We start from the raw sequence: 22,136 nt of genomic DNA on the forward strand, positions 1-22,136 counted from the left end.
TTCCAACGTTGCAAGCCTGCTGTCGTGTCCCCGCACCCCCTGCGCGGCGGCGGCCCTCGTCATGCGCCGGAGCACTCCGGCCGGTCGCATCCCCCTCCCGCCAGGCAGAAGCGGAGCCCCCCACGATGCCCCTGAACCGACGACAGCTCCTCACCGGCGCCCTGCTCACCGCCGCGACGGCCACCGCGGGCGGCCGCTGGGCCACCACGGCGACCGCCTCCGGGCACACCGCCCTCGCCGCGCGCGGCGGCCACTACTCCCCCAACGCCGCGCCCCTGCACCCGACGGCGTTCCTGCGACTGCCCCCCGGCCGGGTCACCGCCCGCGGCTGGCTGGCGGGACAGCTCCGGCTCCAGCTCGACGGACTCTGCGGCCGGTACGAGGAGTTCTCGCACTTCCTCGACTTCACCACCTCCGGCTGGGTGCACCCGGACAACGACGGCTGGGAGGAACTCCCTTACTGGTTGCGGGGGTACACCGACCTGGCGATCGTCACCGGGGACGCGACGGCGCTGGCGGCCACCCGCCGCTGGATGGACGCGGTCCTCGCCACCCAGCAGCCCGACGGGTTCTTCGGCCCGAAGTCCCTGCGCACGTCACTGAACGGCGGCCCCGACTTCTGGCCGTTCCTGCCGCTCGTCCAGGCGCTGCGCTCCTGGCAGGAGTACACCGGCGACGCCCGGATCGTCCCGTTCCTCAGCCGGTTCTTCCGCTTCATGAGCGTGCAGGGGCGCGGGGCCTTCGACACCAGCTGGATCGCCCTGCGCTGGGGCGACGGACTGGACAGCGTCTTCTGGCTGTTCAACCGGACCGGCGAGACGTTTCTGCTGGATCTCGCCGACACCATCCACCGGTACGGCGCCGACTGGGGCGACAACCTGGTCGACCCGCACAACGTCAACATCGCCCAGGGCTTCCGTGAACCCGCCCAGTACGCCCTGCGCAGCGGCTACGCCCAGGACACCCGCGACACCTACGGGACGTACGCCAGGGCGATGACCCCCTACGGGCAGTTCCCGGGCGGCGGCTTCGCCGGGGACGAGAACGTCCGCGACGGCCGCGGCGACCCCCGGCAGGGCTTCGAGACCTGCGGCATCGTCGAGTTCATGGCGAGCCATCAGCTGCTCACCCGGATCACCGGCGACCCGCTGTGGGCTGACCGCTGCGAGGAGCTCGCCTTCAACTCGCTGCCCGCCTCGCTGGACCCCTCGGGCAGGGCGGTCCACTACATCACCAGCGCCAACAGCGTCGACCTGGACAACGCGCCCAAGAGGCGGCGCCAGTTCCAGAACGGCTTCGCCATGCAGGCGTACCTCCCCGGCGTCGACCAGTACCGCTGCTGCCCGCACAACTACGGCATGGGCTGGCCCTACTTCACCGAGGAGCTGTGGCTGGCCACCCCGGACGGCGGGCTCGCCGCCGCGATGTACGCGGCCTGCGAGGTCACGGCGAAGGTCGCCGACGGCACGGAGGTCACCTTCACCGAGGAGACGGACTACCCGTTCACGGACACGGTCGCCCTGACCCTGAGCGCACCGGGGCCGCTCCGCTTCCCGCTCGTGCTGCGGATCCCCGCCTGGTGCGCCGACCCGGTCGTCGAGGTCGACGGCAGCCGGGTGGACGCGCCCGCCGGCCCCGCCTTCACCCGGATCGAGCGCACCTGGGCGGACGGTGACCGGGTCGTCCTGCGCTTCCCGCAGCGGACCACCGTACGCACCTGGGAGGGCAACCACGGCTCGGTGAGCGTCGACCGCGGCCCGCTGACGTACTCCCTGCGGATCGGCGAGGAGTACCGGCGCATCGGCGGCACCGACCGGTTCCCCGAGTACGAGGTGCACGCGACCGGGCCGTGGAACTACGGGCTCGTGCTCGACGCCCGCGACCCGGCCGCCTCCTTCCGGCCCCGCACCGAACGGGCGGTGGGCTCCAACCCGTTCACGCTGGGCGGCACCCCGTTGAGCATGACGGCCAGGGCCCGCAGGATCCCGGAGTGGACGGCCGACGACGAGCACGTGGTCGCACCGCTCCAGGCCTCCCCGGCGCGCAGCACCGAGCCGGTCGAGGACGTCACGCTGGTGCCGATGGGGGCGGCCCGGCTGCGCGTCTCCTCCTTTCCCACGGCGGACCCGCGGGGCACGGCGTGGCTCGCCGACCGCTGGTACCGGATCGGCAACCGGCACTCGGGCAAGGTCCTCGGCGTCGACCTGATGTCCACCGCCGACAGCGCCCACGTCGTGCAGTTCACCGACAACGGGACCGCCGACCACCTCTGGCGCCTCGTCCCCGACGCCGACGGCTGGTACCGCATCCTCAACCGCCACTCCGACAAGGTCCTCGGCGTCGACCTCATGTCCACCGCCGACAGCGCCCACGTCGTGCAGTTCACCGACAACGGGACCGCCGACCACCTCTGGCGCCTCGTCCCCGACGCCGACGGCTGGTACCGCATCCTCAACCGCCACTCCGACAAGGTCCTCGGCGTCGACCTCATGTCCACCGCCGACAGCGCCCACGTCGTGCAATTCGCCGATTCCGGCACGGACGACCACCTCTGGAAGCTGCTGTGACCAGCTCGTCACCCGACAAAGGAGTCCGTTCGATGAATCCCGCACACGCGCCCGGCCGCAGGCCCTGGTCAAGACGGCTGACCGCCGTTTCTGGGCTGCTGGCCCTCGTCGCCACCGCCCTGGTCGGCGCCGGCGCCTCCGCCTCCCAGGCCGCCCCCGCCGCCTGGTCGCCCAAGCCCTCCCCCATGACCACGCCCTGGACGAACCAGGTCCCGGTCGACAAGCCGCTGCCCGAGTACCCGCGCCCGCAGCTCACCCGCCCCGACTGGTCCAACCTCAACGGCATCTGGGACTTCGCGGTGACGGGCCGGGACGCCGGTCAGCCGGCGGCGTTCACCGAGCAGATCCGGGTCCCGTTCGTCGCCGAGTCCGCCCTGTCGGGCGTCAAGCGGAAGATCACCGAGAACGACAAGCTCTGGTACAAGCGCACCTTCACCGTGCCGTCCGACTGGAACGGCCGCCGTACGGTGCTCAACTTCGGCGCGTCCGACTGGCAGACCACTGTCTGGGTCAACGGCACCCAGGTCGGCGCGCACAAGGGCGGGTTCGACGCGTTCTCGTACGACATCACGCCCCAGCTGAACGGCGGCACGAACACCGTCGTGGTCTCGGTGTACGACCCGACGCAGACCGGCGGCCAGGCCGTGGGCAAGCAGCGGATCAACGACGTGGACCCGCACCCGGGCGGCGGAATCTTCTACACGGCGGCCTCCGGCATCTGGCAGACCGTCTGGCTGGAGCCGGTCGCCGCCGCGCACATCACCCGCCTGGACATGACGCCGAACCTCGGCGACAGCACCCTGCGCGTCAAGGTGCAGGCGGCCGGTGCGGCCGGCCGCACCGCCCGGATCACCGTCTCCAGCGGCGGCACGGTGGTGGGCACGGCGACCGGGGCGCCGGGAGCGGAGACTGCCGTTCCCGTCCCGAACGCCCGCCTGTGGAGCCCGGACGACCCCTTCCTGTACGACGTGCGCGCCGAACTCCTGGACGGTACGACCGCCGTGGACACGGTGGGCGGCTACGCGGGCATGCGGTCCATCGCGGTCGCCGAGGTCGACAACGTCCTGCGCCCCGTCCTCAACGGGAAGTTCGTCTTCCAGACCGGCACCCTCGACCAGGGCTACTGGCCCGACGGCATCTACACGGCGCCGACCGACGCCGCGCTCAGGTACGACCTCCAGGCCCACAAGGACCTGGGGTTCAACATGGTCCGCAAGCACATCAAGGTCGAGCCGCAGCGCTGGTTCTACTGGGCGGACAGACTGGGCCTGCTGGTCTGGCAGGACATGCCGGCGATGGACACCGGCAAGACGCCCGACGGCCCGGCCCGCACCCAGTGGGAGGCCGAGTACCACGCGGTCATCGACCAGCACCGCAGCTCACCCTCCCTGGTCATGTGGGTCGACCAGAACGAGGGCTGGGGGCAGTACGACCAGGCCCGGATCGCGAACGAGGTGAAGGCGTACGACCCGTCGCGGCTGGTGAACAACATGAGCGGGGTCAACTGCTGCGGTTCCGTGGACGGTGGCAACGGGGACGTGGTCGACAACCACGTCTACGTCGGCCCCGGCAACACCGCCCCGACCTCCACCAGGGCCGCCGTCCTCGGCGAGTTCGGCGGTCTCGGCTACAAGGTACCGGGCCACGAGTGGTCCCCGGGCAACGGCTTCAGCTACGAGGACCAGGCGAGCACCGCGGCCCTGAACAACCGGTTCACCGGGCTCATCGACGCCATCCGCGTAGGCCAGCTGCCCGCCGGGCTCTCGGCCTCGGTCTACACGGAGATCACCGATGTCGAGAACGAGGTGAACGGCCTGCTCACCTACGACCGCCAGGTGGTCAAGGTGGACACCGCCCGGGTGAGGGCGGCCAACCAGGCCCTCGTCCAGGCGTCGGAGAACCCCGCACCGCCGGTCACCCTGCCCACCGGCCAGTACAGGTCGCTCCGGGTCACCACCCCCGGGCACACGGACAAGTACGTGCGCCACTACGACCAGCTGGCCTTCACCGCGGTCGTCGACGGCAGCAGTCCGGCCGTCCTCAAGAGCGACGCCACCTGGAAGGTCGTGACGGGGCTGGCCAACGGCTCCTGCTACTCCTTCGAGTCGCGCAACTACCCCGGTGAGTATCTGCGCCACAAGGACTTCCGGGTCCGCCGCGACGCGAACGACGGCTCGGCCCTCTTCAAGGCGGACGCGACCTGGTGCGCGGTCGCCGGTTCCGGTGGCGTACGGCTGACCAGCGCGAACCTGCCGGGCAGCTACCTGCGTCACATCGGCTCCGAGGTATGGCTGGCCACACCCGGCGGCACGCACGCGTGGGACGAGCAGGCCCTGTTCACGGAGGACACCACCTGGGCCGTGGAAGCGCCCTGGGCGCCCTGAGACCCACCCCGGGCCCGGTGGCGGCCCCGCGCACAGCGGGCCGCCACCGGGCTCCCGCCTGCGTCCCGCGTTTTCAGGCGTCTCCCATGACCAGGCCCTCGATCGTGTGCTTCTGGACGATGGGGGTCAGTTCCTCCACCACCGGGCAGTGCAGATGCGCCCGGACCCGGTCGGGCAGGGACGACCGGAACGCCCGGGTGACCGCCATGTCGTGGTGGCCGTCGTTCCCGGCGCCCGGCGCGTCGACGCCGAGGACCAGGACCGGCCGCGGGTCGGGCGAGTGGTTGGCCGTCCCCCGGTGGATCGTGAGCGCCGAGCGGGCCGAGACGTCACCCCGCCGCGGGTACTTCCGCTCGGCGAGCGCGGCGTAGCGCGGGTAGTCCTCGCGGGGCGGGAACATCGCGTGGCCGAAGCGCGCGTCGTCGTCCCACTGGGTGCCGGGCGCGATCTCGAGCGGGCCCATGTCCTCCCGGGTGTCGACGGCTGTCAGGTTGAAGGCGAGGGAGGTCAGCCGGCGCTCCCGGCGGGTCTCCTCCGGCATCGGGAAGTCCCGGTGCCAGGGCTGGTTCACCGCACCGGCCAGCGGTATGTCGAAGCCCAGCTCGACGATGCGGTAGTCGGGCCCCAGGACCGCTTCGCTGACCGCCCGCACCCAGGGATGGTCGACGAGTTCCACGAAGCCGCCCAGCTGCTCGGGGTGGATCTCCACGTAGTACCGGTGGGGGCCCCGCCCGACCGCGCCGCCCTCCCGGCCGCGTGCCTCGGCGAAGGCCGCCTCGATGTCCTCGCGCATCCGGTCGGCCCACTCGGGCTCGAACGCGCCACGGCACGCGGTGATCCCGGCCGTGTGGAGGTCGCGCACGGCGGTCTCGATGTGTGCGGTGGTGACGGGAACGGTCGCGGAGTCGTGCATGGTCACAGTCCTTCCAGGAGTGGGCGCGGGGGCGGGCCGGCTCCGGAGAGGGGGACCTCGCCTCGTCCCGGCACCCGCAGCGCCCATATTGCAACGTTGCAATCAACGTGGCAAGAGGGAGCGCGGCCTGCTGTGCGCAGCGGCTGTTACGGTGCATCCCGAAGAAGGACGGGAGCACATCCACCATGGCTGCGAGACTCAAGGACGTCGCCGCGCTGGCCGGCGTCTCCGTGCGGACCGTCTCCAACGTCGTGAGCAACACCGCGACCGTCGCGCCGGCGACCCGCGCCCGGGTCATGGCCGCGGTGGAGGAGCTGGGCTACCGCCCCAATCTCGCCGCCCGCAACCTGCGGCAGGGCCGCACCGGGCTCGTCGGCGTGGCCGTACCCGAGATCCACTCCCCCTACTTCGGCGCGCTGGCCGGTCATCTGATCGACGCGGCCCAGCAGCGCGGCTGGACGGTCCTCCTGGAGCGGACCGGAGGGCGGCCGGAGCTGGAGCGGCGGCTGCTGGACGGCTCACAGGGCCATCAGGTCGACGGGATGATCATCAGCCCGTGGTCGACCTCCCCGGCCGAACTCGCCTCGCTGGCGGGGGGCCTGCCGCTGGTCGTCCTCGGGGAGCTGGAACCGCACGGCTCGATCGACCACGTCGCCCTGGACAACGTGGCGGCCGCCCGGGCCGCCGCTCGGCATCTGACGGCCGCCGGCCGCCGCCGGATCGCCGCCGTCGGCCTGCAGTCCGGGCTGGGTCACGGGACGGCGGAGCTGCGCGCCGAGGGGTTCCGGCAGGGGCTCGCCGAGGCCGGTCTGTCTCCGGTGGCCGAGGTGGAGGTGACCGATCTGCACAGGGCGGAGGGAGCGCGGGCCATGCGTGAGCTGCTCGCGACGGCCGGGCGGCCCGACGCGGTGTTCTGCTTCAGTGACGAACTCGCCCTGGGGGCCCTGCGGGCGGCCGCCGAGCAGGGGGTCCACGTGCCGCGGGAGCTGTCGCTGATGGGGTTCGACGACATCGAGGACGGCCGGTTCTGCACCCCGTCCCTCAGCACCGTCGCCCCCGACCGTGAGCAGATCGCCGAGCGGGCGGTGCAGTGTCTGGCCGAGCGCGTCCTCGGCCGGCTGGACACGCTGCCGGGCCGGCGGATCGTCGTTCCGCACCGTCTGCTGGTGCGGGAGAGCACCGGGGGCGCGGCCACCCCCGTGTGAGCGTCGGTGTCCGGGCGGCCGGAACTCCCGGCGGCGCGGTCCGTACGCGCGCCGCCGGGAGCGGTCCTGGGCCGGGGGCCCTACGGCTTCTCGCCGTCGTGGAGCGTCTTCACCTCCTGGTCGGTGAGCGCCTTGTCGTAGACCCGCACCTGATCAATGGATCCGTTCCAGAAGTCGGTGTTCCCACCCGACCACTTGGCGCGGCCCACGGAGAGCGGGCCGCTGCTGACGTCGGCGGACCCGGCGGTCTCGGTCGCGGCGAGGGCGCCGTCGACGTAGAGCTTGATCCGGTCACCGCTGCGGACGCCGACGAGGTGGTACCAGCGGCCGAGTTCGGGCGTGATCTCCAGCCGGGCCCGGTGGGCGCCGGGGGTGGAGAAGGCGAACGCGCCCTGCCCGTACTGGAGGTAGAAGGGGTTCTCCTGGCGCCGGCCGTCCTGGCTGACGACGGTGGCGTAGTTGCCCGGAAGGGCGTCGAGCGAGGCCCAGGCCGAGACGGTGTAGTCGCCGGTGGTGTCGACGACCGGCCCGTCGGTCTGGGCGTACCGGCCCGCGCCGTCGAACTTCAGCGCCGAGCCGTGCACGCCCGGCGTCCAGGACGTCCCTTCGGTCAGGGTGAGGTGCTTGCGGTTCGGGCCGCTGTCGGCGGCCTTGGTGCCCTTGTTCTCGTCGAGGGACCAGGAGCCGCCGCCCTTGAGGGCGTCGCGCTCACCGGCCGCGGCACCGGCGGCGATGACCTCGCGGTTGATCTTGCGCACCTTGGCCGGGTCGACCTTGATCTCACGGCGGTCGTACGTCCAGAGGCCGTTGAGCTCGTTCTCCAGGTCGGTCACCTGGGTGTAGATGGAGCCGGAGAGTTCGGCGCCGGCCGCCTCCAGGTAGTACGTGCGGGTGTTCTCGACGTACTTGGCGGTCAGGGCGTCCTTGTCGGCCACACCGCTGTAGATCGCGGTGGGCGCGCCCGGCCACATGTGTCCGGGCATCCGCAGGGTGAAGCCGCCGTGCTCCCCGTCCATCGCGGCGCGCTTGTCGTCCGGGAAGGCCGGGTCGGTGTTGTTGTAGTCGTGGTGGTCGATGATGTCGCCCTTGCCGGAGTCACCCTTGGAGTTGCAGCAGTTGACACCGCTGTGGGCGTTGACCACCCGGGACGGGTCCGCGGCCTGGACCTGCTCGGTGATCTTCCCGGTCTCGGTGCGGTCCCACTCGCCCCAGCCCTCGTTGAAGACGATCCAGGCTCCGATCGAGGGATAGTTGTGCAGCTGCTCCATCATCTCGGCGCCCTGGTCGAGGAAGGCCTTCTGGCCCTTCTCGCCGGTGATGTTCCCGGAGACGAAGTCCTGCCAGACCAGCAGTCCGAGCTTGTCGGCGTGGTAGTACCAGCGGGCGGGCTCCACCTTGATGTGCTTGCGCACGGAGTTGAAGCCGAGGTCCTTCTGCGCCTTCAGGTCGAAGACGAGGGCCGCGTCGCTGGGCGCCGTGTTGAGGCCGTCGGGGTAGAACCCCTGGTCGAGCTGGGCGAGGGAGAAGAACGGCTTCCCGTTGAGCACCAGCTTCTGGTAACCGCCGACCTCGGCGACGCCGAAGGAGCGCATCCCGAAGTAGCTGTCGACGGTGTCCTTCGAGCGGCCGTCCTGGAGCGTGACCTCCAGGTCGTAGAGGTACGGGTCGTCCGGTGTCCACAGGTGCTGCTTCGCGACCGGCAGGCTGAGCTCGCGGTTGGCCGCACCGGTGACCTTGCCGACGACCTTGCCCTTCTTGTCGCGGGCGACGGCGGTGATCCGGGCGGACTTCGAGGCGTCCTCGGAGTTGACGGTCAGGGCGAGCCGGCCCTTGTCGATGTCGGGGGTGGTCGTCAGGGAGTCGACGGCGGCGGGGGCGACGGGCTCCATCCAGACGGTCTGCCAGATGCCGGACGAGGCGGTGTAGAAGATGCCGCTGGGGTTCGCGGACTGCTTGCCGGTGGGCTGGTCGTCGCCGGTGGTGTCGGTGACCGCGACGACGATCTCCTGGGAGCCGCTGCCCTTGAGCGCGTCGGTGATGTCGGCGCTGAAGGCGGTGTAGCCGCCGGTGTGCGTGGCGACCTGCTTGCCGTTGACCCAGACCGTCGCCTGGTAGTCGACGGCGCCGAAGTTGAGCTTCAGGCGCTCGCCGTCGCGCTTGCCGACCTTCCAGCCCTTGGGGACGGTGACGAGCTTGCGGTAGAACATGTGGTCTTCGTGGCGCTCGATCCCGGAGAGCTGGGACTCCACGGGGTAGGGCACGGTGATGCGCTCGCCGAGCTTCTTGCCGAAGGCCGGCTTCTCGCCCGCCTTCGCCCCGGCGAACTCCCACGGTCCGTTGAGGTTCTGCCACCGGTCGCGCACCTGCTGCGGACGCGGGTACTCGGGCAGCGGCTTCTTGGCGTTCACCTTCTCGCCCCAGGGGGTGAGCAGGCGCTGGGTGGAGCGGTTCTCGGCGCGGCGGGTGATCTCGGGGACCTTCTCGCCGCCCGCCTTCAGGCCGCCCTCGCCGTCGTACGCGAAGCGGACCCGCTGGTCCTTCTGGACGGCCTCGCCCAGGGTGACGAGCAGCGTCCTGGAGTCACCCGGGGCCTGCGTGACCGACTTCACGGGCATCGGCGTGGTGTCGGCCTCGACGGTGAGGTGGTCCGCGACGCCCCGGATGTCACGGACGGGGCCGTCGAAGGTGGCGCGCAGCTTGCGCCCGTCCTCGCCCAGCCGCAGACCGACCGGGTAGACCTCGAAGTCGGCGGGCGGGGTGAACGCCGACTCGGGCACGATCTGCTTGGCGAGCTTCGGGCTCGACCAGCGCAGGAACATGTTGGCCCCGCCGGTGTCCTGGAACATCTCCAGCTTGAAGTCGTGCTGTTCGCCCGCCTTCAGCGTGAGGGGCGCGCTGGTCTGCTCCTTGTCCCAGTCCGGCTCCCAGTGGTCGATGACGGCCTTGCCGTCGATGAAGAGCCGGAAGCCGTTGTCACCGGTGGCGTAGAACGTGTAGTCCCCGGTCTCCGGGGCCTCGATCCGGCCGGTCCAGCGGGCGGTGGTGTGCTCGGTCTTCCCCGTGGTCGACTGGAACTCACCGGTCAGGCCGGGGAAGTTGATGTCGGGGTCGAGCGCCACGCCGCCGAGTTCGGCGAAGTCGCGGGCGCCGGGCGCCGACATGGAGAAGTACTCGCCCTTCAGGCCGTGCACCTCGGTGGCGGGGTTCTTCGCCCCGAAGGCCGCACCGGCGGCGCTCGCGGACTCAGGGGCGGGGGCGGCGGCGGCCGGGACCAGCGTGGCCCCGACGGGCAGCAGCAGGGCTGCCGTACAGACAAGCGTTCTCAGCAGGGTGCGGTGACGGGCTGGTTGTCGCATCAAGGCGTCGTCCTCATCGAAGAAGCCGTAGTGCCCCTGACCGCGAGGCACTGCACATAGTCGAACATTGAGCCACAGCCCCAAACACCTGACAACGGTCGTGCACGGAGAATTTTCAACGATAGAAAAGCGTCGGCCGTCCACCCTCCCTTCCGGCGCCCCGCCCTGGCGCACCGGGCGCCGGTGCGCGGACGGCATCCGCGCACCGGCGCCCGGGACAGGCGCCACGGGATGGTTACCGCGGCAGACCCGCAGGTCCGGTGGCCCATCGGAGGTTGGGCCGGTCCGCGAGCCGGTAGCTCAGCGACCCTCCCCGGGTGACCAGGGAGGCATCCGTCCAGGACCGGTCGCTCGGGCGCCCGCCGACCCGGACGGCGTCGATGTACGAATGTGTCGCGTCGGCCGCCGGGGCACTGATGGTGATGTCCTTCCCCCGCGGACGCTCCAGCACCGCGGACGGGAAGAGCGGCGCGCCGAGCAGCATGGTGGCGCTGCCGGGCGACTGCGGGAAGAGGCCGAGCGCGGAGAAGACGTACCAGGCGGACATGGTGCCGAGGTCGTCGTTGCCGGGCAGACCGCGCGGGCCGGTGCCGTACACCGTGTCCACGATCTCCCGCACGGTCTCCTGGGTCTTCCACGGTCGGCCCAGCGCGTTGTACAGCCACGGGGCGTGGATGCCCGGCTCGTTGGTGGGGTCGTAGCGCAGGGCGTCGCCGCCCTTCACCGACCAGGACCCGTCCGGCTTGTGGAAGAAGGCGTCCAGCCGCCCGGCCGCGACGTCCCGGCCACCCATCGCCTCGGCCAGCCCCTGCACGTCGTGGGGGACCATCCAGGTGTAGGTGGCGCTGGTGCCCTGCGCGAAGCCGTTCTCGCTGCCGGGGCTGAACGGTGTCACCCAGGAACCGTCGAGCTTGCGGGCCTGGACGTAGCCGGTGGTGCCGGAGCCGTCGGTGGCCTCGGGGTTGAAGACGTTACGCCACCAGCGGCCGCGCTCCTCGAAGGCGGCGGCCTCGTCGTCCCGGCCCAGCAGCCGGGCCCAGCGGCCCAGCGCCGCGTCGGCCACGGCGTCCTCCAGCGTCTCGGCGGCGCCGCCCCAGCAGTGGCAGACGTCCTGGGCGGCGTAGTGGGACTCCAGGTACTGCGCGAGGTTGGGCCGCTGGCCGGTGCACTGGCCCGGGCACCCGGCGTCCGACAGCCCGTCGGGGTGCGGGACGGTGGCCTGCCTGGCCAGGGACTCGAAGGCGCCCTCGTAGTCGAAGTTCCGTACACCCATCGCGTAGAAGGTGGCCAGTGTCGCCGCCGACGGGTCGCCCGTCATCACGTGGGTCGCGCCGTTGACGTGCACCCAGCGGTCCCAGACGCCGCCGTTCTGCCGGGCGAAGTTGTACAGCGACTGCGCGAAGTCCCCGGCGATCTCCGGTTTGAGGAGCGCGAGGAGCTGGATCTGCGCCCGGTACTGGTCCCAGCCGGAGAAGTTGCTGTACTGGGCCTGCTGACCGCGGGTCAGGCGGTGCGCCGCCCCGTCCATGCCGGGGTAGCGGCCGTCGCGGTCGCTGATCAGGTTGGGCTGCATGAGCGCGTGGTACAGCGCGGTGTAGAACGTGGTGCGCTGCGCCTCGCTGCCGCCGCCGACGCGCACGGACCCCAGTTCGCGGTCCCAGGCACGCGCCCCGGCGCGTGCGACGTCGTCCACGCCCGCCCTCGGGGCTATCTCCTGGCGGAGGTTGGCCTCGGCCCCGGCCTGGCTGACGTAGGAGATGCCGATCCGCATCCGCACGTCCTCGTCCGAGGAGGTGTCGAAGCCGACCCAGCCGCCCGAGCCGCGTCCCGCCCGGTCCGCTCCGGTGGCGTAGCCCTCGCCGCCGCTCGCGCGGGTGGATCCCGGCGCGAGGGTGCTGTCCTTCCAGGTGCCGGTGGAGCTGAAGGCACGGTCGAAGGTGGCGCTGAAGTGGAGCCGGTAGTAGCTCTTGCGGTTGTTCGTACCGCCGTTGGCACGCCGGCCGCAGAACGCGCCGGTGAGCACCGAGCCGGTCACCTTGCGGTGGGCGGTGTCGATGTGGATCTCGGCGTCCTCGCTGCCGTTGAGGGAGTTGGAGACCCGGAAGAGCAGATTGGCCGGCTGGTCCTTCGGGAAGCGGAAGTCGGCCACCCCGGCGCGCTCGCTCACCGCGAGGTCGACACCGGCGCCGGAGTCCAGGCCGAGCGTGTAGCGGCCGGGGACGGCCCGCTCGTCGTCGTGCGAGAAGTCGGCCGCGTAGACGGCGTCCTTGGTGTCGGCGGACGGGGACGAGGTGACGTCCCCGACGAACGGCATGATCGGCACGTCACCGGCGGCGCCCGGGTTGCACCCCGCGCCGTTGACATGGGTGAGGCTCAGCCCCCGCAGCCGGGTCGCCCCGTACTCGTAGCCGTTGGCCGCACCGGTGCCGGTCTGGTCGCCGGTGGTGCTGGTCGGTGACCAGGCCATCATGCCGTACGGGAGGACGGCGCCCGGGAAGGTGTTCCCCCCGTTCGCGGTGCCGATCAGCGGATCCACGTACGCCGTGGGGCGGGTGACCTGCGGGGCGGCGGCCTGGGCGGCCGGCGGGGTGACGGCGCCGGCGAGGGCGCCGGCGAGGGCTACGGCGGCGGCTCGGGTGGCGAGCCTCCGGAGAGCGGGGCGTCTGGGTGGCATGTCGCGGTACTCCTCCTGGTTGACAACGTTGTCGGAGCAGCGGCGGGACCGGCTCCGCCGTGCTTGACCGTGTACGGCCGAGCGTAGATCGCCGGGGCGTGCGGGGGAATGCCCCGGAGCCGGGCGCCCGGTGAACGAGTGGTGAACGGGGTCGCGGAGCAGACCGCCTGACACGATGGGAGGCCAGGACTCCCCGGACCGTGGAGAGCACCGTGATTCGCTGGACGTACGCCTTCGTCGACCGGCCCGCCGCGGCCGCCGGGCGGGCGACGGCCTTCTGGGCCGCCGTCACGGGGACACGCGCTTCCGCCCCGTGGGGCGAGCGTGGCGAGTTCACCACGCTGCTCGCCGAGGGGGCCGACGCGTGCCTGGCCACGCAGGCCGTCGGCGGGGCGGGCGGGGCGCACCCGGACTTCGCGGTGGAGGACATGGCCGCCGTGACCTCGCGGGCGACCGGACTGGGCGCCCTCGTCGAGTCCCGCCGGCCGGAGCTGACGGTGCTGCGCTCGCCGGGCGGTATGCCGTTCTGTCTGGTGCCCTGGCGCGGCCAGCGGACCAGGCCGCCGGTGGTCACCGGCCCCGGCGGGGTACGCGGCCGGGCGGATCAGCTCAGCCTGGACGTGGCGCCGGACGCGTTCGAGTCCGAGGTCGCCTTCTGGTCGGAGCTGACCGGCTGGGACTCGGCTCCCGGGGAGCGCGCGGAGTTCCAGGTACTGCGTCCGGCCCTCGACCTGCCGGTCCGTCTGATCGTCCAGCGCCTGACCGCGCCGCGTCCCGCGTCGGCCCACCTGGACGTGGCCTGTCCGGACCTCGACGCCGGCCGGAGGTGGCACGAGGACCACGGCGCCGCGTTCGTCCGCCGGGGCCCCGCCTGGCTGGTGATGCGGGACCCCGCGGGCGGCGTCTACTGCCTCACCCGGCGTGACCCGGAGACCGGCGAGTAGGGTCGCCGGTCCCGGGACGGCTACGGCGTGGTGACGGCCGGCCGGGGCGCGGTGGGCGCCCCGCTGCCGATGGCGAAGCTGGGGTGCGGCGGCTGGTTGTACGCGGTGTTCTGCCAGGCCAGCGCCGTGCGGTACTGGGTGTCGTGGAGCAGCGTGGTGATCTTCGTGCCGGTCTCGTACGGCGTGGAGTAGATCCTCAGCGCGGTGTTGTTGGTGGTCGGCCAGACCACTTCCTCGCGCCAGTCGCCGAGTATGTCGCCGGAGAGCGACGGGGTGGCCTTGGTGCCGTTGTTGGAGTGGACCGAGGCCGCGGTCAGCTGGCGGGTGTCGCCGGATGTGCCGTACTTGTCGATGTGGGTGCCGTCGAGGAGCTCGCGGGTGGTGTCGCCGTCCCACCAGGCCAGGAAGTTGGTACTGGAGGGCTTGCGGCTGCTGACCACGGTCCCCTTCGGGTCGCGTACGCCGGAGACGGCGGACGACCAGGACTCGGCGCCGGGGCTTCCGGCCCAGATGTCACCGGACACCCCGCGCCCGTTGTCGCCGGCGGCCGGGGTGGACCACAGGATCTGCCCGGTCTTCGCGTCGGCCATCCAGGAGGACGGCTTCGAGCTGTCCTCGTCGACCTTGAACTCTTCCAGGCCGGGCCGTGACGGGTCGAGGTCGCCGACGTGCTGGGCGTCGCCGTGGCCGTTCCTCGTGGTCCACAGGGCGCTGCCGTTGTCGTCCACGGCCATCGCGCCGTACACGATCTCGTCCTTGCCGTCGCCGTCGACGTCGGCCACCGAGAGCTGGTGGTTGCCCTGGCCGTCGTATCCCTTGCCGGTGTTGGTCGAGCTGTTGGTGTCGAAGGTCCAGCGGCGTGTGAAGGCGCCGCCCCGCCAGTCCCAGGCGGCGACGACGCTGCGGGTGTAGTAGCCGCGCGCCATGATCAGCGACGGCCGGGAGCCGTCCAGATAGGCGGTGCCGGCCAGGAAGCGGTCGACCCGGTTGCCGTACGAGTCGCCCCACGAGGAGACGGTGCCGCGTGCGGGGACGTAGTCGACGGTGCCCATCGCCGCACCGGTGAGGCCGTTGAACATCGTCAGGTACTCCGGTCCGGACAGGATGTAACCGGAGGAGTTGCGGTGGTCGGCGGAGGCGCTGCCGATGACCTTGCCGGTGCCGTCGACGCTGCCGTCGGCGGTCTTCACGGCCACTTCGGCCCTGCCGTCGCCGTCGTAGTCGTACACCTGGAACTGCGTGTAGTGCGCCCCGGAGCGGATGTTGCGCCCGAGGTCGATCCGCCAGAGCCGGGTGCCGTCGAGTCTGATGCCGTCGAGGACCGTGTTGCCGGTGTAGCCGGACTGCGAGTTGTCCTTGGCGTTGGTGGGCTGCCACTTCAGTACGAAGTCGAGGGCGCCGTCGCCGTCGAGATCGCCGACGGACGCGTCGTTGGCCTCGTAGGTGTAGGCGACCCCGTCGGGGGTGGTGCCGCCCGCGGGCGGGCTGATGGGCACGTCCTTGTAGCCCGCGCGGAACTGGACCGCGTGCACGGAGTCGGCCTGCTCGACGCCGTTCACGACCGCGCGCACGGTGTAGTCGGCGGTGGCGGGGGCGTCCGCGTGGAAGTAGTTGGTCGACGCGGTGACCGGCGAGGAGTTGACCTTGGTACCGGCCCGGTAGACGTTGAACGCCACGTTGTCGGGGTCGGTGCCCAGCCAGCGCCAGCTGACGAGGTTCCCGCTGTCGGTGTGGACGCTCACGACGCCGCGGTCCAGCGCCTCGGCCTGGCGTGCGGTGGCGGCCTGTGAGGCGGGGCCGAGGGTGACGATCGCGGTGGCGGCGAGCACTGCGGCGGCGAGGGAGCCGATCAGCGCTCGGCGGCGGGTGAGGCGGCGCCGGCGGCGCGAGGGGGGTTCGGGGTGGGGAAGCACGGGCTCCACGAGAGGCACCTTCTGCCGGGGGCGGGTTACGCCCCGTCAGTCGCTCCCGGTCGCCGAAAGGTTGCCGCCGCATTCCGCTTTTCGCCGGCGGCGGAGCGGGTACCGACTCCGGCCGCCCGCGCGGCGCCGTGCAGCGAGCGCAGGGCGAGCAGCAGGAAGCCGATGTCGTCGAGGTAGACGGGGTCCGGCAGCAGGTCCACCGGGGAGACCGTGTAGATCACCGCCGCCCAGACCAGCGCCTTGTCACGGAGCGGGATCCCCGCGTCGACGAGCAGCTTCCTGGCCCTGAGGACGCGGACGAGGAGGACGACGGCGGTGCCCGCCATGAGCAGGGCGAGGAGCGCGCCGAGAAGAAGCCAGACCGTGGTGTTGTCCATGCCTCATCGTCCTCCCGTCCGGTCTCTGTGGCCCGCAGGTCTCATCCGTGGCTCCTGGCCTGTCGGCGGGAGCGGCGCTTGAGGGCCCTGCGCTCCGTCTCGCCGAGGCCGCCCCAGACGCCGGAGTCCTGGCCGTTCTCCAGGGCCCATTCCAGGCACTGCTCCCGGACGGGGCAGGTCCGGCAGACGGCCTTGGCCTCCTCGGCCTGCACGAGGGCGGGGCCGGTGGTGCCGATGGGGAAGAAGAGGTCGGGGTCCTCGTCGCGGCAGGCCGCGTGCATGCGCCAGTTGTCCATGGTCTCTCACATCCTGTGTGCCGAAGTCGTGCCGGACGTCGTACACAGTGCGGGTGACCGTCATCGGGCCGTCGAAACCATCGTGGGCCACGGGACTCACGGCGCGGGCGGGTCGTAGGGCAGGGGCGCGCCGGGGTGCGGGGCGGCGGCGCACGCGCCGTCGAGCCGGATGCGGTGCTCCATGACGGTGGCGGGATCGTCGACGACGTCCGCCCGGCCGCCGGGGGTCTCCAGGACGGCGCGGTCGCCGACCTCCGGGACGGGTACACGCAGCAGGTGCAGCGGCGGCACCGCGGTCATGGGGTGCGGAGGGGCGTCGAGGGGCACGATCTGGACGGTGAGGTGCGGCCGGTCCGCGGCCTCGGCCAGCATCGCCCGCTGCTCGGCCATCACCCCGGCGTCGCCGACCCGGGTGTGCAGGGCGGCGGCCGGCAGCAGGGCCCACAGCGTGGCGCCCCGTTCCGCCAGGCGCCGCTGCCGCTGCCCGAGCAGTTCCACGCGCCGGTCCCGCCGGGCGGGGGTGTCGGCGGGGTACCGGGTCCGGCAGAGGGCCGCCGCGTAGGCGGAGGTGCGCAGCAGCTCGGGTACGAGGGCGGGGTGCCAGGTCCGCACCAGGCTCGCGGACGACTCGATGCCGATGACCTCCTGCTGCCAGGACTCCATGGCGTCCCGCCAGTCGTGCCACCAGCCGGGCAGATTGGCGGCGCCCAGGCCCGTCATGATCGGTTCGGCCTCGGCGGCGGGGACTCCGTAACGGTCCAGGAGGGTGCGCACCTGGCGGGCGTCCAGCCCGGTCTCGGCGCGTTCGATGCGCCGTACGGTCGCCGGGTGCGCGTCCAGGGCGCGGGCCGCCGCCTGGAGGCTCACACCCGCGCGTTCGCGCAGTGTGCGCAGCCGCGCGGCAAGGACACGGTGCTCGACCGTGGGGCCGGATCGGGGCCTCATGCGGGTGCCTTCCCGGTGGTGCGGAATCGGAGGAGCTGGAGCATTCTGTCGCTTGCAAAGTGTGCGCTTTGCACCGAGAGTACATACATGTCGGAAATAGCCACGTGTGCTCGGCGCGCCCCGGGGGACGCCGGCGGCCGGAGCGCACTGACCTGGTGGGTCCCCCGCCTCCCCGAAGGCGTCCCCGAAGCGAGGCACCGCGCGCAGGAGGCGATGCGGGGCTGGGGCGAACCCGGTGACCGCGTCGAGACGGCCGCCCTGGTCGTGACGGAACTGGTCACGAACGCGGTGCAGCACACGGCGGGGCGGCGGATCAGGTGCCGTCTCCTGCGGTCGGCCGACGGGGTGCGCGTCTGCGTGTGGAACCGCGGGCGGGCGCGTGTGCCCTCGCCGTCGCGCTCCGTGGACGCCGGTGCCGCCCCTCCGGGGCCCCGCGCGCCACTCCCCCGCCGTCCGGAGACGCCCTCCGGGCGACTGGTCCGGGGCGGGACGCCCGAGGCACCGGGGCGCCTGTCCGCCGACGGCGCGCACGTCCCCGCGGACGTGGACGCCTTCGACCTCGCCTCCCTCTCCGAGGACGGCCGGGGCCTGATGCTGGTGGACGCCCTGGCGGTCCGCTGGGGGACGCGCACCAGCCTGTCCGGGCGGCTGGTCTGGGCCGACCTGTGAAGGCCGGCCCGGCGGATCAGACGGGCGCCGTCCGGCACTCGGGGTGACCCCAGCCGTTGGGGTTCTTCGCGATCATGTCCTTGGCCGCGTACGGCTTCCCGCAGTGGCACCGGCCCGCGAACTTCGCGCGGATCGTCGCCCCGGCACGCGCGGCCCTGCCCGCACCGGAGGCTCCCGGAGCGGTCGCTGCCCGGCTCTTCGCCGGGCGGCCTTTGGTCGCCCGCGCGGGCGCCGGCACCGGCTCCGGCGAGCCGTACGCCGTCCCGGCCGCCTGCTGCGAGACGGCCGCCTCGCTCGCGGCCTGGTCGGCGAGCGCGTTGAGCGGGTCGCCGTCGACCTGGTGCGCCGGCACGTAGCGGAAGCTGACGCCTCGGCCGTCGAGCAGGCCGTCGATCTCGACCACCAGCTCCCGGTTGGCCACCGGCTTGCCGCCCGACGTCTTCCACCCGTTGCGCTTCCAGCCGGGCAGCCACTTGGTGACGGCGTTCATCGCGTACTGGGAGTCCATGCGCACCTCGACCGGCACCGTCGGGTCGGTGGACGCCAGCAGTTCCCGCAGCGCGGTGAGTTCGGCGATGTTGTTGGTGGCGCTGCCGAGCGGCCCCGCCTCCCAGCGCTGCGGGCGCCCCTGCGCGTCGGCCACGACCCACGCCCAGGCGGCCGGTCCCGGATTTCCCTTGGATGCGCCGTCACACGCGGCGATGATGCGGTCTTCCATGCCCCGATCATGCCAGCCCGGCGGGTCAGGGCACGATCGAGTCGATGTAGCCGCCGTCCACGCGCACCGCGGCCCCCGTGGTGGCGGACGCCTGCGGCGAGCTGAGGTAGACGATCATGTGCGCGATCTCCTCGGGCTCGATGAGCCGCTGCACCAGGGACTGCGGGCGGTGGCGGCGCATGAACTCGCGCTGGGCCTCGTCCCAGGGCAGGTCGTCCCCGACCAGCTCCCGGACGAAGTCCTCGACGCCGCCGGTGTGGGTGGGTCCGGCGATCACCGAGTTCACCGTCACCCCGGTGCCCGCGGCCTCCTTGGCGAAGCCGCGCGAGACGGCCAGCAGCGCCGTCTTCGACATCCCGTAGTGGATCATCTCGGCGGGGATCCCGATCGCGGAGTCGCTCGCGACGTTCAGCACCCGGCCCCAGCCGCGATCCGTCATGCCGGGAAGGTAGCGGCGGATCAGCCGGACCGCGCTGAGCACGTTCGTCTCGAAGTAGGTGCGCCACTCCTCGTCCGTGATCTCCAGAGGCGGACGGGAGGCGAAGACGCCGAGGTTGTTGACGAGGACGTCCACGGCCGGAACGGCCTCGTACAGCTGCTCCTCACCACGCTCCGTGGTCAGGTCGCAGGCAACCGCGAGGACGTCGGCGCCGGGCACGTTCCCGCGCAGCCCGTCGGCCGCGGCGTCCAGCCGCTCCCTGCCGCGCCCGGTCAGTACGACCCGGGCCCCCGCCTCGGCGAGCCCGGTGGCGACGGCGAGGCCGATGCCCTGGGATGAGCCGGTGACGACCGCGGTCCTGCCGGCCAGATCGATGCGCATACGACGGTCCTTTCGTCCCACGTCCACGGTGCGGGTGTCGTCCTCCACCCTGGCAGTCCGGGGGCCGACGCGCTCTCCGCCGCACCGTCGTCGCGCGGGCCGAGGCTCCGAAGCCCCTCGGTCCGCGTGCCCCGGGCCGCGCGGAGCACACGCGTGGAGCCCGTGGACGCCGACGCCGCGGGGCCCCGGCAAGGGGGCCCCGCGGCGGGTGTCGCGGGTCGCTCGGAGCGGATCGCTCAGAGAACGCCGGACGCGGAGACGGCGATCGGTGCCTTGGTCTGGCCCGACTGGGAGCCGTAGGACTCGATCTTGCGGACGAGCGCCAGGCTGTCCTCGTCGGCGACCTCACCGAAGACGACGTGCTTGCCGTCCAGCCACGGGGTGGCGACGGTGGTGATGAAGAACTGCGAACCGTTGGTGTTCGGGCCCGCGTTGGCCATCGACAGCAGGCCGGGCTTGGTGTGCTTCAGCGTGAAGTTCTCGTCGGCGAACTTCTCACCGTAGATGCTCTTGCCGCCGGTGCCGTTGCCGCGGGTGAAGTCGCCGCCCTGGAGCATGAAGTCCGGGATGACACGGTGGAACGGGGATCCGGCGTAGCCGAAGCCCTTCTCACCGGTGGCCAGCGCGCGGAAGTTCTCCGCGGTCTTGGGTGCTACGTCGTCGAACAGGTTGAACACGATCCGCCCGGCGGGCTTGTCGTCGATGGTGATGTCGAAATACGCCTTGATGGTCATGGGTCCATCCTGACATCACCGGCCGCTTCCCCGTGCACGGACCCCGCCCGACGCGGCTCCCCGCCGCGCTGCCGCGGGGCTCCGCCGCCGCGCGCGGGAGCTCTCAGGTGGCGGCCCCGCCGCCGCTGCTCGCCCCCGGCCGGACCACACGGACCCGCCGTACGAACGGGACCGCGCCCTTCTGGACCCCCGCGGTCCCGCCGCGGGCGAGCAGCGCACGCGTGCGGGCCCGCAGGACGAGGCGCGAGGGCGCGATCCGGGCACGCTGCCCCCCTCCGGTGACCAGGGCGTTCACGGATGCCATCGGGTCGACCGGCACCGCCCTGGCGAGCAGGACGCCCACGGCCAGCGGCAGCAGGGTCACGGCGAGCGCCGTGCCGGCGGAGGTGAGGTTCTGGACGCGGGGATGCCGCTCTGCTTCACGGGCCATGCGTCCCATTCGACCAGCGGCCGGTCCGCACGGGACCGGTCGACGTACTCAGCCTGCCCGCGGCCGGATACTCATCCGGCGCCCGACGGCGGCGCGGTGGTCAGTCCTCCGGGTCGCCGGACGGGCCCCAGTGGGAGAACCGGGGCAGCCACTTCACCCGGTAGTCGGGGTGGCCGGCGTGCTCGGCGGCCATCTGCCGGACGACGAATCCCAGCCCCACTGCCCGGCCCGAGGAGAAGTCCTGCCGCGGCCGGTCCGTGTCCAGGGACGCGATCTCCTCGTACTCGTCCAGCAGGACCCGGTTCGTCTCGATGCGCTGGAGTGTGCGCGCCGGGTCCTGGAGGGCGATGTGGCGGTCGTAGCCGCGGGACCGCACGACGAAGGCGATGCCTCCGGTCCGGTCGTGCACCTCGCCGGGTACCTCTGCGGGGCACCGCCATCCGTCCCCTCCGGCCTCCTGCGCCACGCGCTCCTCGTCGGCGAGGCGCGCGCGTACGAAAGCCAGCAGGTCCGAGTTGTCTGCCATCTGGTTGCGAACCCTTCTCCGTCACAGGCAGGCACGACGATATACGCGCACCGGCGGCGGGCCGCTGCCCGACCAGCAGAGAATGCCTCACGAGCGTGTCTCGGACGCACTCGGGACCGGACACCGTCCGTGTGCCGCCACGTCCGCGTCAGCCCGGTACGGCGGGGCGTGCGGCCGGCAGCAGCGCGATGTCGTCGGGGCGGTTCTCGTCCTGGCCCACCTGTGCGACGACCCGGCCGACCGCCTCGGCGAGCGGCGTCCCGCCCACCCCGGCCAAGGTCGTGCGCAGCCGTTCGGTGCCCTCGTCGATGTACTCCCCGGCCTGTTCCACCAGACCGTCGGTGAACGGCGCGAGCACGTCCCCCGGGGCGAGGCACAGCTCGGTGGGCGGGTACGACGCCTTCGGGTCGACGCCGAGCTCGACTCCGCCCGCTGCCGGGGTCGAGCAGCACGTGGCAGCAGCTGGCGAACTGCCCGGGGTCGAGGCCGGGAAGGCGCGGGCCCCCACGCCGGTGTCCATGGGGGTGCCCGGGCAGGCCCCGGCCGGCTTCTCCATGGACTCGGTCTCCCGGGCGAGGTGGAGGCGCCGCTCGCGCTGGAGGCAGATGGCGAGCTGCCGGCCGCCGAACGCGGGCAGCAGCTCCTCGGTGACCACG

The 22,136-nt window shown here is 72.4% G+C and carries 18 protein-coding genes; 5 read left to right on the top strand and 13 right to left on the bottom strand.

Annotation, left to right across the window (positions count from 1 at the left end):
- Positions 1-125: 125 nt before the first annotated feature.
- Together SACTE_RS01795 and SACTE_RS01800 are read left to right on the top strand one after the other, a co-directional pair.
- Positions 126-2,567 (top strand): RICIN domain-containing protein, encoded by a 2,442-nt coding sequence (locus tag SACTE_RS01795; RefSeq protein WP_014044313.1) that lies wholly within the window; start codon positions 126-128, stop codon positions 2,565-2,567.
- Positions 2,568-2,599: 32 nt separating this feature from the next.
- Positions 2,600-4,951 (top strand): glycoside hydrolase family 2, encoded by a 2,352-nt coding sequence (locus SACTE_RS01800; protein ID WP_014044314.1) that lies wholly within the window; start codon positions 2,600-2,602, stop codon positions 4,949-4,951.
- 73 nt (positions 4,952-5,024) lie between these two features.
- Here the strand turns inward: SACTE_RS01800 and SACTE_RS01805 are convergent, their stop codons facing one another.
- Positions 5,025-5,864, bottom strand: a complete 840-nt coding sequence (locus SACTE_RS01805; protein ID WP_014044315.1) for a phytanoyl-CoA dioxygenase family protein — start codon at positions 5,862-5,864, stop codon at positions 5,025-5,027.
- Between the two features lie 185 nt (positions 5,865-6,049).
- On the opposite strand from SACTE_RS01805, the gene SACTE_RS01810 reads away from it, so the two are divergent.
- The gene (locus SACTE_RS01810; protein ID WP_014044316.1) at positions 6,050-7,069 is read left to right on the top strand and encodes a LacI family DNA-binding transcriptional regulator; all 1,020 of its coding nucleotides are present in this window, start codon (positions 6,050-6,052) and stop codon (positions 7,067-7,069) included.
- 80 nt (positions 7,070-7,149) lie between these two features.
- Here the strand turns inward: SACTE_RS01810 and SACTE_RS01815 are convergent, their stop codons facing one another.
- Both SACTE_RS01815 and SACTE_RS01820 read right to left on the bottom strand, forming a co-directional pair.
- Positions 7,150-10,425, bottom strand: coding sequence for a LamG-like jellyroll fold domain-containing protein (locus tag SACTE_RS01815; RefSeq protein ID WP_014044317.1), 3,276 nt, complete (start codon positions 10,423-10,425; stop codon positions 7,150-7,152).
- A 235-nt stretch (positions 10,426-10,660) separates the two neighbouring features.
- Positions 10,661-13,099, bottom strand: a complete 2,439-nt coding sequence (locus tag SACTE_RS01820) for a GH92 family glycosyl hydrolase (protein ID WP_014044318.1) — start codon at positions 13,097-13,099, stop codon at positions 10,661-10,663.
- 212 nt (positions 13,100-13,311) lie between these two features.
- On the opposite strand from SACTE_RS01820, the gene SACTE_RS01825 reads away from it, so the two are divergent.
- Complete coding sequence (locus SACTE_RS01825) at positions 13,312-14,043, top strand: VOC family protein (protein ID WP_014044319.1); 732 nt, start codon at positions 13,312-13,314, stop codon at positions 14,041-14,043.
- A 20-nt stretch (positions 14,044-14,063) separates the two neighbouring features.
- Here the strand turns inward: SACTE_RS01825 and SACTE_RS01830 are convergent, their stop codons facing one another.
- From SACTE_RS01830 to SACTE_RS01845, 4 genes are all read right to left on the bottom strand, one after another.
- Positions 14,064-15,965 (bottom strand): rhamnogalacturonan lyase, encoded by a 1,902-nt coding sequence (locus SACTE_RS01830; RefSeq protein ID WP_014044320.1) that lies wholly within the window; start codon positions 15,963-15,965, stop codon positions 14,064-14,066.
- Between the two features lie 26 nt (positions 15,966-15,991).
- Positions 15,992-16,342, bottom strand: coding sequence for a YkvA family protein (locus SACTE_RS01835; protein WP_014044321.1), 351 nt, complete (start codon positions 16,340-16,342; stop codon positions 15,992-15,994).
- A gap of 41 nt (positions 16,343-16,383) precedes the next feature.
- Positions 16,384-16,638 carry a WhiB family transcriptional regulator gene (locus SACTE_RS01840; RefSeq protein WP_014044322.1) on the bottom strand — a complete coding sequence of 85 codons (255 nt, stop codon included), beginning with the start codon at positions 16,636-16,638 and terminating at the stop codon, positions 16,384-16,386.
- A gap of 96 nt (positions 16,639-16,734) precedes the next feature.
- The gene (locus tag SACTE_RS01845) at positions 16,735-17,583 is read right to left on the bottom strand and encodes a helix-turn-helix transcriptional regulator (protein WP_014044323.1); all 849 of its coding nucleotides are present in this window, start codon (positions 17,581-17,583) and stop codon (positions 16,735-16,737) included.
- Between the two features lie 147 nt (positions 17,584-17,730).
- Between SACTE_RS01845 and SACTE_RS01850 the strand changes: the two genes are divergently transcribed.
- Complete coding sequence (locus tag SACTE_RS01850; RefSeq protein WP_309251013.1) at positions 17,731-18,252, top strand: ATP-binding protein; 522 nt, start codon at positions 17,731-17,733, stop codon at positions 18,250-18,252.
- Positions 18,253-18,268: 16 nt separating this feature from the next.
- Here the strand turns inward: SACTE_RS01850 and SACTE_RS01855 are convergent, their stop codons facing one another.
- The 6 genes from SACTE_RS01855 to SACTE_RS01880 form a co-directional block, all read right to left on the bottom strand.
- Positions 18,269-18,970 carry a ribonuclease H gene (locus SACTE_RS01855; RefSeq protein WP_014044325.1) on the bottom strand — a complete coding sequence of 234 codons (702 nt, stop codon included), beginning with the start codon at positions 18,968-18,970 and terminating at the stop codon, positions 18,269-18,271.
- Between the two features lie 25 nt (positions 18,971-18,995).
- Positions 18,996-19,790, bottom strand: a complete 795-nt coding sequence (locus tag SACTE_RS01860; RefSeq protein WP_014044326.1) for an SDR family oxidoreductase — start codon at positions 19,788-19,790, stop codon at positions 18,996-18,998.
- Positions 19,791-20,026: 236 nt separating this feature from the next.
- Positions 20,027-20,524: a peptidylprolyl isomerase gene (locus SACTE_RS01865; RefSeq protein ID WP_014044327.1), complete on the bottom strand. Its 498-nt coding sequence runs from the start codon at positions 20,522-20,524 to the stop codon at positions 20,027-20,029.
- 103 nt (positions 20,525-20,627) lie between these two features.
- Positions 20,628-20,954, bottom strand: coding sequence for a hypothetical protein (locus tag SACTE_RS01870; RefSeq protein ID WP_226995140.1), 327 nt, complete (start codon positions 20,952-20,954; stop codon positions 20,628-20,630).
- Between the two features lie 100 nt (positions 20,955-21,054).
- Positions 21,055-21,480: a DUF6221 family protein gene (locus tag SACTE_RS01875; RefSeq protein WP_014044329.1), complete on the bottom strand. Its 426-nt coding sequence runs from the start codon at positions 21,478-21,480 to the stop codon at positions 21,055-21,057.
- Between the two features lie 148 nt (positions 21,481-21,628).
- The gene (locus SACTE_RS01880; protein ID WP_026359056.1) at positions 21,629-22,135 is read right to left on the bottom strand and encodes a SpoIIE family protein phosphatase; all 507 of its coding nucleotides are present in this window, start codon (positions 22,133-22,135) and stop codon (positions 21,629-21,631) included.
- Position 22,136: the final 1 nt, after the last annotated feature.

It is taken from the genome of Streptomyces sp. SirexAA-E, from assembly GCF_000177195.2.
Taxonomy (GTDB): Bacteria; Actinomycetota; Actinomycetes; order Streptomycetales; family Streptomycetaceae; genus Streptomyces; species Streptomyces flavovirens.